Source organism: Streptomyces antnestii, from assembly GCF_004005495.1.
GTDB classification, from domain to species: Bacteria; Actinomycetota; Actinomycetes; order Streptomycetales; family Streptomycetaceae; genus Streptomyces; species Streptomyces antnestii.
Map to the genome: position 1 here is coordinate 147,862 of NZ_RZYA01000010.1, position 11,491 is coordinate 159,352.

12 protein-coding genes are annotated in these 11,491 nt (G+C 70.7%); 2 read left to right on the forward strand and 10 right to left on the reverse strand.

The features are described from left to right. Positions 1 to 108: 108 nt before the first annotated feature. The 3 genes from smc to EOT10_RS21775 form a co-directional block, all read right to left on the reverse strand. Positions 109 to 3,669, reverse strand: a complete 3,561-nt coding sequence (smc, locus tag EOT10_RS21760) for a chromosome segregation protein SMC (protein ID WP_127829958.1) — start codon at positions 3,667 to 3,669, stop codon at positions 109 to 111. A gap of 254 nt (positions 3,670 to 3,923) precedes the next feature. Beyond that, positions 3,924 to 4,127 carry a hypothetical protein gene (locus EOT10_RS21770; RefSeq protein WP_098245029.1) on the reverse strand — a complete coding sequence of 68 codons (204 nt, stop codon included), beginning with the start codon at positions 4,125 to 4,127 and terminating at the stop codon, positions 3,924 to 3,926. A gap of 381 nt (positions 4,128 to 4,508) precedes the next feature. Then, a complete protein-coding gene (locus EOT10_RS21775) occupies positions 4,509 to 4,790 on the reverse strand; it encodes an acylphosphatase (RefSeq protein ID WP_127829959.1) in 282 nt (93 codons plus the stop codon). Positions 4,791 to 4,881: 91 nt separating this feature from the next. Between EOT10_RS21775 and EOT10_RS21780 the strand changes: the two genes are divergently transcribed. Together EOT10_RS21780 and EOT10_RS21785 are read left to right on the forward strand one after the other, a co-directional pair. Further along, positions 4,882 to 6,039: a CAP domain-containing protein gene (locus EOT10_RS21780; protein WP_317617358.1), complete on the forward strand. Its 1,158-nt coding sequence runs from the start codon at positions 4,882 to 4,884 to the stop codon at positions 6,037 to 6,039. 80 nt (positions 6,040 to 6,119) lie between these two features. Continuing rightward, on the forward strand, positions 6,120 to 6,515 hold the full coding sequence (locus EOT10_RS21785) for a winged helix-turn-helix transcriptional regulator (protein WP_127829960.1): 396 nt from the start codon (positions 6,120 to 6,122) through the stop codon (positions 6,513 to 6,515). Here EOT10_RS21785 and mutM read toward each other — a convergent pair. From mutM to rsmD, 7 genes are all read right to left on the reverse strand, one after another. Then, the gene (mutM, locus tag EOT10_RS21790; RefSeq protein WP_127829961.1) at positions 6,479 to 7,348 is read right to left on the reverse strand and encodes a bifunctional DNA-formamidopyrimidine glycosylase/DNA-(apurinic or apyrimidinic site) lyase; all 870 of its coding nucleotides are present in this window, start codon (positions 7,346 to 7,348) and stop codon (positions 6,479 to 6,481) included. The genes EOT10_RS21785 and mutM overlap by 37 nt on opposite strands. Before the next feature lie 90 nt (positions 7,349 to 7,438). After that, a complete protein-coding gene (rnc, locus tag EOT10_RS21795) occupies positions 7,439 to 8,239 on the reverse strand; it encodes a ribonuclease III (RefSeq protein WP_127829962.1) in 801 nt (266 codons plus the stop codon). A gap of 19 nt (positions 8,240 to 8,258) precedes the next feature. Beyond that, entirely contained in the window at positions 8,259 to 8,432 is a 174-nt protein-coding gene (gene rpmF, locus EOT10_RS21800; RefSeq protein WP_030676011.1) for a 50S ribosomal protein L32, read from the reverse strand. Positions 8,433 to 8,434: 2 nt separating this feature from the next. Continuing rightward, positions 8,435 to 9,070, reverse strand: coding sequence for a YceD family protein (locus tag EOT10_RS21805; protein ID WP_189491924.1), 636 nt, complete (start codon positions 9,068 to 9,070; stop codon positions 8,435 to 8,437). Between the two features lie 140 nt (positions 9,071 to 9,210). Beyond that, positions 9,211 to 10,284 (reverse strand): F0F1 ATP synthase subunit B, encoded by a 1,074-nt coding sequence (locus EOT10_RS21810; protein WP_127830074.1) that lies wholly within the window; start codon positions 10,282 to 10,284, stop codon positions 9,211 to 9,213. 73 nt (positions 10,285 to 10,357) lie between these two features. Further along, positions 10,358 to 10,837 carry a pantetheine-phosphate adenylyltransferase gene (gene coaD, locus EOT10_RS21815; protein ID WP_189491927.1) on the reverse strand — a complete coding sequence of 160 codons (480 nt, stop codon included), beginning with the start codon at positions 10,835 to 10,837 and terminating at the stop codon, positions 10,358 to 10,360. A gap of 26 nt (positions 10,838 to 10,863) precedes the next feature. Then, complete coding sequence (rsmD, locus tag EOT10_RS21820; protein WP_127829964.1) at positions 10,864 to 11,466, reverse strand: 16S rRNA (guanine(966)-N(2))-methyltransferase RsmD; 603 nt, start codon at positions 11,464 to 11,466, stop codon at positions 10,864 to 10,866. Positions 11,467 to 11,491: the final 25 nt, after the last annotated feature.

The following is an 11,491-nucleotide window of genomic DNA, read 5'->3' on the forward strand; positions in this document are numbered from 1 at the left end:
TTGCAGAGACTATGCCTTCAAGTTTCGAAGTCAAGAGGGGGGTAGCAGGGCTTTATAGACGCGCAGGTGACGAGCTTCATTCAAGTAATGAACTCTGGGCGCGCGCGGCTAGCGCAGCCGCTGGCTGATCACCTTCGACACCCCGTCGCCCTGCATCGACACCCCGTACAGCGCGTCGGCGACCTCCATCGTGCGCTTCTGGTGCGTGATCACGATGAGCTGCGAGGCCTCCTGGAGCTCCTGCATGATCCGGATGAGGCGCTGCAGGTTGGTGTCGTCGAGCGCGGCCTCGACCTCGTCCATCACATAGAAGGGGCTGGGGCGCGCCTTGAAGATCGAGACGAGCAGCGCCACGGCGGTCAGGGAGCGCTCGCCGCCGGAGAGCAACGAGAGCCGCTTGACCTTCTTGCCCGGAGGGCGGGCCTCCACGTCGACTCCCGTGGTGAGCATGTTGTCGGGATCGGTCAGGATCAGCCGGCCGTCGCCACCGGGGAACAGCCTGCCGAAGACCCCCTCGAACTCGCGGGCCGTGTCCCGGTACGCCTCGGTGAAGACCTGCTCGACGCGCTCGTCGACCTCCTTCACCACCTGAAGGAGGTCGCTCCTCGTCTTCTTCAGGTCCTCGAGCTGCTCGCTGAGGAACTTGTGGCGCTCCTCCAGGGCGGCGAACTCCTCCAGGGCGAGCGGATTCACCTTTCCCAGCTGCTGATACGCCCGTTCGGCTGACTTGAGGCGCTTCTCCTGCTCCACCCGGACGAACGGGCGCGGCTGGTTGCGCGGATGTTCCGGGTCTTCGGGCAGTTCCTCGCCCTCGGCGGGCAGCGAGGGCGGTACGGGCTGCTGCGGCCCGTAGTCCGCCACGAGCCCCGCCGGTTCGACGCCGAGTTCCTCCAGCGCCTTCGCCTCCAGCTGCTCGATCCGCAGCCGCTTCTCGGCGCCGAGCACCTCGCCCCGGTGAACCGAATCCGTCAGCTTGTCGAGTTCCGCCTTCAGGTCCCGGCCGCGGCCCCGCTCGGCGACGAGCTCCCGCTCCCGCTCGGCCTTGGCGCTCTCGGCGGACGCCCGTTCCTGCTCGGCCCGTCCGACGGAGACCTCCACATGGGCGAGGAGCTGACGGGCGCCGGCGGCGACGGCCCCGGCCACCGCCGCCTCGTGGCGCAGCCGGGCGCGCTGCCGCTCGGCACGCGCGCGTGCCTCACGCTCCGCACGCGCCGCCCGGTCCAGCGAATCGGCGCGCCCGGCAAGGCCCTTCACCCGCTCCTCGTGCGTACGCGCCTGGAGCCGGGCCTCCATCTCGGTCTGGCGGGCGTTGGCCCCGTCGGCGGCGAGCCGGTCGCGCACGGAGGTGTCCGGTTCCTCGTCGGCCGGCATCTCCTCGGCGACGGCGAGCCGTTCGGCCAGCTCCTCGGCGTCCTGTACGGCCTGCTCGAGGGCGTCCTGCGCCTTGGCCGCCGCGGCGGCGCTGCGCTCGGCCTCTCCGGCGGCGCCACGGGCCTGCCCGGAGAGCCGGCCGAGCTGCTGCGCGACGGACGACTTCTCCCGGTCGGCTGCCCGGCGCCGCTCCCCCAGCTCCTCCACGAGCGCGGCGGCCTCGGCGCGCCGGGCGGCGGCGGTGTGCTGCGCCTCGGTCAACTCCTCGCAGCGCACCCCGAGTTCGGCCAGTTCGGCGGCGGCCTCGTCGACGGAGGCCTGCACTTCGAGGAGGCTGGGCGCGCCGGCCGATCCGCCCTGCGCGAAGTGCGCGCCGAGCAGGTCCCCCTCGGCGGTGACGGCGGTCAGCTCGGGCCGCGCGTAGACCAGGTCCTCGGCGTCCTCAAGCGTTCCCACGACCACGATCCCGCGCAGCAGCCGCCGCACCGCGGGCATCAGCTCGGCGGGGCCCCGCACCAGATCGGCGGCGAGCGGCGGGCCGTCGCTCTCCGGCGCGTCGTCCGGCGCGAGGTCCGCCCCGTCCCTGGCCAGCAGCAGCGCCGCGCGCCCCGCGTCCTGCTTGCGCAGCAGGCGGATCGCCTCCGCGGCCGAGGCGGGGGTGGTGACGGCGACGGCGTCGGCCGCGGCGCCGAAGGCCGCGGCGACCGGGACCTCGAAGCCGGGCGTGACGGAGAGCAGTTCGGCCGCAGGGCCGAGGACGCCGGTCAGCGCGTCGCGGGCGCCGAGCAGCGCGCCCGTACCGTCCTTGCGGCGCAGCCCGAGCGCGAGGGCGTCGTGCCGGGCCGCCACCGCTGCCCGCTTGCGCTCGGCGGACGTCAGGGCCTCCCGGGCGGAGGTGAGCGCGGACTCGGCTTCGGCGAGGGCGGACCTGGCCGCGTCGTGCCGCTCGCCCAGCTCCGCGTCCCCGGCGTCGAGGCCGTCGACCTCCGCCTTGAGCTGCTCGTACTCCTCCTGCGCGGCGACGGCACGCTCCCGCGCCTCGTCCCGCGCGGCGGCGAGCCGGTCGATCTCGGCCTGCGCGGAGGCGGCCCGCGAACGGGCCGCGTTCACCTGCCCGTTGAGCCGGGCGAGGCCCTCGCGCCGGTCGGCGATGGCCCGCGCGGCATCCTTGAGGCGGCGCTCCTCGGCGGCCAACTCCCTTTCCAGATCGGCACGGTGGGCAACGGTGTCGTCGAGGGCCCGCTCGGCCGCTTCGAGCGCGGCCGTCAACTCGGCCTCCTGCTCGCGGATCCGGGCGGCCTCGCGCTCCATGTCCTCGGGGTCGCGGCCGCGCCGCTCCTCGGCGGGCGCGGACGTGGCGCTCTTGACCCGCGCGTCGGCCAGCGAGACCGTGCCGCGCACGCGCTCGGCCAGCTGCGACAGCTCGTACCAGGTCTGCTGGGCGCGCTGCAGGCGTGGGCTGAGCTGCCGCACCTCGGCCTCCAGGAGCGCCTCGCGCTGGAGTGCCCTCTTCAGCTCGGCCTCGGCGGTGTCCCTGCGTTCCTTGAGCGCAGCCTCGTCCTCGATCTCGGCGCGCAGCGCGCCCCGCATCCGTACGAGGTCGTCGGCGAGGAGCCGCAGGCGTGCGTCACGGAGGTCGGCCTGGATGACGGCGGCCCGGCGCGCGACGGCCGCCTGGCGCCCCAGCGGCTTCAACTGCCGCCGCAACTCGTCCGTCAGGTCCTGCACGCGCGCGAGGTTGGCCTGCATCGCGTCCAGCTTCCGCAGCGCCTTCTCCTTGCGCTTGCGGTGCTTGAGTACGCCGGCCGCCTCCTCGATGAAGGCGCGGCGCCCCATCGGGTCGGCGTGCAGCACGGAGTCGAGCTGGCCCTGCCCGACGATGACGTGCATCTCGCGGCCGATGCCGGAGTCGGAGAGGAGTTCCTGGATGTCGAGCAGCCGGCAGGTGTCACCGTTGATCTGGTACTCGCTGCCACCGTTGCGGAACATGATCCGCGTGATGGTGACCTCGGCGTACTCGATGGGCAGCGCGCCGTCGGAGTTGTCGATGGTGAGGGACACCTCGGCGCGGCCGAGTGGCGGGCGGCCGGTCGTGCCGGCGAAGATGACGTCCTCCATCTTGCCGCCGCGCAGCGACTTGGCACCCTGCTCGCCCATGACCCAGCTGAGCGCGTCCACGACATTGGACTTGCCGGAACCGTTGGGGCCGACGACGCAGGTGATGCCCGGCTCGAACCGCAGCGTGGTGGCCGAGGCGAACGATTTGAACCCGCGCAGGGTCAGAGCCTTGAGGTGCACGCCGCCGGACTCTACCCGCCGCGCGTGTCTCACTCCATGAACCCGCGGTTTCACCCAGGAGGGTGCAGGGCACACCAGACGGTGAAGAAGCACGTCGGGGCACGGGGCATCCGAGGGGGCGCTGTACAGAGCGGCGCAGAGGCCGGAAAGTCAGAAAGAAGGGACGCTGAAGCGTCCCTTGCAGATCTGAGCAATCTGATCAAGCGGCTGATTGAATCGGGCTGCCTGACCACTGGTGTCGTGTATGGATGTGGTCAGGTGAGCGCAGGCTCCGCCTGGGGTACGTCGATGCTCTCCAGGAGCGATTCGTGAGAAGCGGCAGCCGCGAGCGCGTCGTTCTCGGCCTGGATCCGAACGAGTTCGGACTCGAGGTCCTGGACGCGCTGCTGGAGCCGTCGCATCTCGGCGAGGAGTCGCGGGTCACTGCCGCCGACGTAACCGAGAAGCGCCTTTGCCATGATGGATGGTCCTCCACAATGAGTGACCGACCTATGCGGTGTGGGTCGTGAGGGATTCGCACCCGCGGTGCCTGGCACTCGTTGTCTTGCTGCCGTTCATACATGCCAAACAGCTAAGGTGCGCGGGGCTTCCAGAGTCTCACCAAAAAGTTTGACGGTCAACACGATCACACCCCGTATCCGTGGGTAAACCCGGGGGCGCGGCGCCGTGAACGGTCCGGCGCGGCCTCACTTCGGGCCCCTGGGGGCGTGGAGATCATCCTTACTTCGCGAGCCTGCCACGACAAGTCCTTATTGGCAACCACCAGGTCATTCCTGCCCCGAGCGGTTGCCAGGGGCATGCCAGGTGTCACTCGCACGGTCCTGGCCTGCGGACCCTTCTCAGCGGATCGCGAAGTCGGCGTATCCGCCGCGGGGTGTGTCCCAGATCTCCGTGACTCCGTCGACCCTGCCGGGCGTGTCGCCGTCGCGGAGCCAGTCGAGGAGTCCCTGACACCCCTCGGACGGCCCCTCCGCGACGACCTGGACCCGTCCGTCGTCCAAATTGAGAGCAAAGCCACTCAGGCCGCCGATCTCGAGTGCCTTCGCACGCGTGAACCAGCGAAAACCCACACGTTGGACGCGTCCGCGCACCCAGGCGGTGAGTCGTACGTCTTCGTTCATGGGTGCACGCTAACCGGCCGATCGCACTCGGAGCATTCGCCCCCTTCCGTCTTGGGGTACCGTCGCGGACCGATGAGCCTCACTCGTACGAGTGAGTCGCATTGACCACAGCGAGGACGAGGAAGGCCACAAGATGGGACGCCACCGACGCTCCGCCGCCGGCCGCGCCGCCACCGGCCGGGCCACGGACACCACCACCGGCACACCGGGCGGACACGACGGCTCGTACGAGCCCGGGCACACCGGCGCGCACGACCCGCACGCCGCCGACCCCTACGGAATAGCCGCGTTCGACGCGGTTTTCGGGGACTCGGGCAACCCGGGTGCCGGCGACGCACACCCCCCGGCCGACGGTCAGGACAGCGGTTCACACCGGCGCAGGAAGCGTGTCGGCAGGCCCGTGCGGGCGGGGCTCCTCGGGGTCTCGGTCGCCGTGGCGCTGGGCGTCGTGGCCGTCGCCTCCGGCGCGCTCCCCGGCCTGGAGAACTACTCGCTCGGCGGCCACGGCACCGACAAGGCGCACGCCGCCGGCTCCCCCTCGGGGCTGCAGACGCAGGGCGGCAGGGACGGCAGTGCCGACCGTGCCCCGTCGTCCGCGAGCCCCGATACACCGCGCTCCGCTTCTCCTTCCGCTTCGCCTTCGCAATCTCGGTCGAAGCCGTCGGCGACTCCCTCGAAGACTCCCTCGAAGACCCCGTCGAAGGCGCCCGCCAAGACGCCTTCGAAGAAGCCGTCGCCGAGCAAGTCATCGGCTTCCGCTTCGCGTTCCGGTTCCGGCGGCGCGGCGACGTCTCCCAAGACCGCCGCCCCGTCGCGGACCGCCACCGCACGGCCGAAGCCCGCGGTGCCGAGCCTGCGGGCCCTGTCCTCCGAGGCGGCGGCCGAGTCCCAGGTGCTCGCGCTGGTCAACCAGGAGCGGGCCAAGGTGGGCTGCACCCCGGTGACCGCCAACGGCGGTCTCGGCAATCTCGCCGAGAACTTCAGCGACGACATGGCGGCACGCGGCTTCTTCGACCACACCGACCCGGACGGGAAGACCCCCTGGGACCGCGCGAAGAAGGCCGGCATCACGGATCTGGGCGGCGAGAACATCGCCCGGGGCCAGGCCGACGCCAAGGCCGTCATGAACGCCTGGATGAACAGCGCCGGCCACCGCGCCAACATCCTCAACTGCAGCTACAAGACGATCGGCATCGGCGTGCACTTCGGGTCGGGCGGCCCGTGGTGGACGCAGGACTTCGGCTTCTGACCCTCGCGAACCTCCGGCTTGCGCTAACCATCAGTTAGCGCAAGCCGGAGGTTCGCGCTGTGCCGGAGTAGGGTGACGGCATGGAATCGACCGCCGGCGACCTCGCGTACGACGTGTTCTCCCGCGCGTGCCCGTCCCGCGGCACGCTTGAGCATGTGACGGGGCGCTGGGGGTCGCTCACGCTCGGCGCGCTGCACGAGGGCGGCTGCCGCTTCAACGAACTGCGGCGGCGCGTGGACGGCGTCAGCGAGAGGATGCTGTCCCAGACCCTGCACGCGCTGGAGCGGGACGGCCTGGTGCACCGCGAGGCGCAGCCGACCAACCCCCCGCGCGTGGACTACGAGTTGACGCCGCTCGGGCGCGAGGTCGCCGACCGGCTCCTCGCCCTCATCCGGTTCGTCGAGGGACGGATGGACGACGTGCTCGCGGCCCGCGCCCGTTACGACACGGCGGCCGGGGCGCGCGGCGGGCGCTGACAGCGCGGGCAGAAGTAGCTGGAGCGGTTCATCCACGGGCGCCGGCGGATGGTCGTCCCGCAGCGCCGGCACGGCTCGCCCTCGCGCCCGTAGGCGTCGAGGGAGCGGTCGAAGTAGCCGGACTCGCCGTTCACGTTCACGTACAGGCTGTCGAAGCTGGTGCCGCCGACGGCGAGGGCCGCGTTCATCACGTCCCGTACATGGCCGAGGAGTTCGGCGGTGCGGGGGCGGGTGAAGCCGGTGGTCGGCCGCTCGTAGTGCAGCCGCGAACGCCAGAGCGCCTCGTCCGCGTAGATGTTGCCGACCCCGCTGATCAGCGACTGGTCGAGCAGGGCCCGCTTGATGGTCGTACGGCGTCGGCGCAGCGCCTCGTGGAAGGCGGCGTCGTCGAACTTCGGGTCCAGCGGGTCGCGTGCGATGTGCGCGATGACGTCCGGCAGTCCGTCGGGGCCCGTCTCGTGCAGCGAGAGGCCGCCGAAGGTGCGCTGGTCGATGAAGCGCAGCTCCGTGCCGAGCGCGTCGGCGAAGCGGACCCGGATGCGCAGGTGCTTCTCGTCGGGGGCCTCGGCCGGCTGGACGAGCAGCTGTCCGCTCATGCCCAGGTGGGCGAGGACGGCGCCGCCGGTCGGCTCCAGCGGCAGCCACAGATACTTCCCGCGCCGCTCGGGTACGCCGAAGCGCTGCCCCTTGAGGCGGTGCGCGAAGTCCTCGCCGCCCGCTATGTGCCGGCGCACGGCGCGCGGGTGCAGGACCTCGACGTCGGCGACGGTGCGGTGGGCGACCCAGCGTTCGAGTCCGCGCCGTACGACCTCGACCTCGGGCAGCTCGGGCACGGTGACTCCTCCGGAAAGCTCTCTGTTGCGAAACGAACGGTGCCGGCCGTCCCGAGGGACGGCCGGCACCGGACAGTTCGGATGCGGGCGTCAGGCCGACGCCGAGGGGGAGTCGGCGTTCCCCTCGGCCGCCAAGGTGGCCGGGGCGGCGTCCGCCGCCTGGTCCGCCTTGGCACGCTCGTCGGCGGCGGCGCGAATCTCGCGCCATGCCGACTCGGCGGCCTGCTGCTCCGCTTCCTTCTTGCTGCGGCCGGTGCCGGTGCCGTACGAGACGCCTCCGACGCGGGCGGCAGCAGTAAAGGTCTTCTCGTGGTCGGGGCCGGTCTCCGAGACCAGGTACTCGGGAACACCGAGTCCCTCGGTCGCGGTGAGTTCCTGGAGACTGGTCTTCCAGTCCAGGCCCGCACCCAGATTCGAGGACTTCTCGATCAGGGGATCGAAGAGACGGTGGACGAGTTCGCCCGCCGCGTCCAGACCCTGGTCGAGATAGACCGCACCGATCACCGCTTCAAGGGTGTCGGCGAGGATGGACGCCTTGTCCCGGCCGCCCGTGCCCTCTTCGCCCCGGCCGAGCCGGATGAAGGAACCCAGGTCGAGCCCACGGCTGACCTCCGCCAGTGCACGCGAGTTGACCACCGCGGCCCGCAACTTGGCCAGCTGGCCTTCGGGCAGGTCGGGGTGGGTGGTGTACAGCGTGTCCGTGACGACGAGGCCGAGCACCGAGTCCCCGAGGAACTCGAGCCGCTCGTTCGTCGGCAGACCGCCGTTCTCGTACGCGTACGAACGGTGGGTCAGTGCACGCACCAGAAGGGCGGACTCGAGCTTGTACCCGAGCCGCCCTTCCAGAAGCGTGTGGGACGAGGCATTGTCCGTCTTGTTCGACTCAGACATTGCGCCTCTCACCAGCCGCTCAGACCTCGAGGACCTGGCGCTTGTTGTAGGTGCCGCAGCTCGGGCACGCGATGTGCTGCTGCTTCGGCTCCTGGCAACGCTCACACGAAACCAGGGGGGTGACCGCAGCCTTCCACTGCGACCGGCGGTGGCGCGTGTTGCTGCGCGACATCTTCCGCTTCGGAACAGCCACGGCTACTTCTCCTGCTTCTCGTCGACGCCAGCTTCGGCGCCGCTCATCTCGTCCTTCTCGCCGTCCTGGATGGTCCCGGCGAGTCCCTGCAGTGCCGCCCAACGGATGTCGACGGCGTCGTGGTGGTGGTCCGGGTCGTCCGCGAGCCGCGCTCCACACTGGGAGCACAGACCCGGGCAGTCTTCCTGGCACACCGGCTGCATCGGCAGTGCGAGCACCACCGCATCACGCAGCACAGACTCGAGGTCGAACAAGCCGTCCTCGAGAAAGAGCCTGTCCTCGTCTTCCTCGGCGTCGTCGGCCGGTTCCGCAGAGCGGCCCCGGTCGTCGGCGTCAGGGTACGAGAACATCTCCTGGAAGTCCGCGTCGACCTCGAGGCCGAGCGGCTCCAGACACCTTACGCACTCCCCCTTCGCCGATGCACGGGCGGTGCCTGTGACAAGCACACCTTCCATGACCGACTCGAGACGGATGTCGAGCTCCACCGGTGCGCCTTCCGGCACTCCGACGACCCCTTCGATACCGAAGTCCACGGGGGCGTCGACCGTGCGGGTCAGCCGCTGCTGGGCACCAGGACGCCGTCCCAGCTCGTGCGTATCGAACACGAGAGGGTTGCGGTGGTCGAGGTGCGTACTCAGGGCTGGTCCTGCTTTCGGTCTTCGAAGCTCAATTTGCTCAAGGGGGCTGCCCCGACATGATCCGGGCAGCTGTGATCGCGGGCGTACACGCGACCGAAGAGCCAGGATACTGGACCTTTCGCTCACGGCCCAATCCGGTGTCAGCGACCCTGTTCGTACTGCCTCAGCTGCTCGGCGCTGATCATGCCCGTGTCGAAGAGGCTGGTCTCCTCGAGCGCCGCCGGCCCGGGCTGCGCCTGCGGCTGCCCGTACCCCGCCTGGGCCTGCTCGTAGCCCTGCTGCTGGTAGGCGTACGGATCCTGCTGCTGGTACGCGTACGGGTCCTGCTGGTACGCCGCGTACGGGTCCTGCTGACCGTAGGGCTGCTGCGTCTGCTGCGGCTGCTGGTACCCGGCGTACAGGTCCTGCTGCGGGTCCTGCGCCTGCGCGTACACCGGCTGCTGGGCCGGGATCTGCGGGGTGCGGAGGGCCTCGCGGTCCGGCTCCGCCGGGGCGTTGCCGATCTCCGCGAGCCCGGCGAGGTAGTCGGCGTCGCTCGTGTGCTGACCGCCCGTGCCGTCCTCGCCGAGGGTGCCGAGTTCGTCGCTGGCGACGCGGCCCTGGAGCGTGTACCGGCCCTTGCCGACCGCCTCCAGGGTCTTGGCGAGGACCGCCTCGAAGGCGCCGAGCTTGGCGTCCACGTAGGTGTCGGCGTCGCGGCGCAGGGTCTCGGGGTCGTGGCTGCGCTCGGGGGCGTCCTCGTCCTCGTAGCCCTGGTCGTCGACGCCCGGGCCGGTGCCGAGGAGCTTCTCGCGGCCGCGGCCCACGGAGCCGAGGGTCTTGGTGAGGACGACCTCGAAGTTGGCGAGCTTGGAGTCGACGTAGTCGTCGGCCTCCGCGCGGATCTCCTCGGCCTCCTTGCGCGCCTCGGCGAGGATCCGCTCCCCCTCGTCCTGGGAGCGGCGCGCGACCTCGGTGTCGGAGATCAGCGAACCGCGCTCGGCGTGCGCGGTCTCGATGATCCGCTCGGCCTCCTGACGGGCCTGCTCGACCATCTGCTCGCGGCCGCCGATGAGCTCCTGGGCCTGGGCCAGGGAGCCGGGCAGTGCCTGGCGCACCTCTTCGAGCATGGCGAGCAGGTCGGCGCGGTTGACCACGCACGAGGCCGACATGGGCATGGACCGGGCATTGCCGACCGCGGCGACGATCTCGTCGAGCTTCTGTTGCACGTCCACCGTGTGCTCGCCACTCTCTACAGGGGTGTTGGAGACGGACAAGGCGACTGTACGGCCAACTGGCGCCCGAGTGTCACTTCTTGGGGAGGCGCTCGGTGAGCTTCGCGAAGACCGCCGGCGGCACCAGGTGGGAGACGTCGCCGCCCCAGGCCGCGACCTCCTTGACCAGGGAGGAGGACAGGAAGCTGTAGGTGGGATTGGTGGGGACGAAGAGGGTCTCCACCCCCGTGAGCCCGTTGTTCATCTGGGCCATCTGCAGCTCGTAGTCGAAGTCGCTGACGGCGCGCAGGCCCTTCACGATGGCCGGGATGTCGCGCTGCTTGCAGAAGTCGACGAGCAGTCCGTGGAACGACTCGACCTCCACGTTGCCGAACTCGGCGGTGACCTCGCGGATCAGCTCGATGCGCTCCTCGATCGAGAAGAGGCCCTGCTTCGACTGGTTGATCATCACCGCGACGTGCACGACGTCGTACAGCTTGGACGCTCGGCCGATGATGTCGAGGTGGCCATTGGTGATGGGGTCGAACGACCCCGGACAGACGGCGCGGCGCAACGTGAGTCCCTCGCTCTCCGGTCCGGTCACGGTGCTTCCTCGCACGTGACGGTGCTCTTCAGGGCGGCGCGACCGTACCAAAACGTTCCCTCGCCGTAACGACGGGACCTCAGGGCCTCGAAACCGTCCGGCCAGGCGAAGACACCGCCCCTGGTGCTGCGCTCCACGGTGACGAGCGCTTCGTCCGCGAGCCAGCCCCCGGCGGCGAGTGTGAGCAGAATCTCCCGAAGATCGTCGTCGGAGACGGCGTACGGCGGGTCGAGAAAGACCAGGTCGTAGGGGGTGGACGGGGCCGAACCCCGGACGATCTGTTCCGCTTTGCCCGCTCTGACCTCCGCGCCCGGCAGACCGAGGGACTTCACGTTCTCGCGGATGGTGCGGACCGCTTTGGCGTCGGCCTCGACGAGGAGCGCGTGAGCGGCACCGCGTGACAGCGCCTCCAGGCCCACGGCGCCCGAGCCGCCGTACAGGTCGAGCACGCGCTCGCCGTCCAGGGGGGCGCCGCCGAGCAGCGACTGCCAGGTGGAGAACAGGGCTTCGCGCGCCCGGTCGGACGTGGGACGGGTGCCGTTGCCCGGCGGGACGGACAGGCGACGTCCGCCGGCCCGGCCGGCGATCACGCGGGTCATCTGAGTCCTAGAGGGAGAAGAGGGA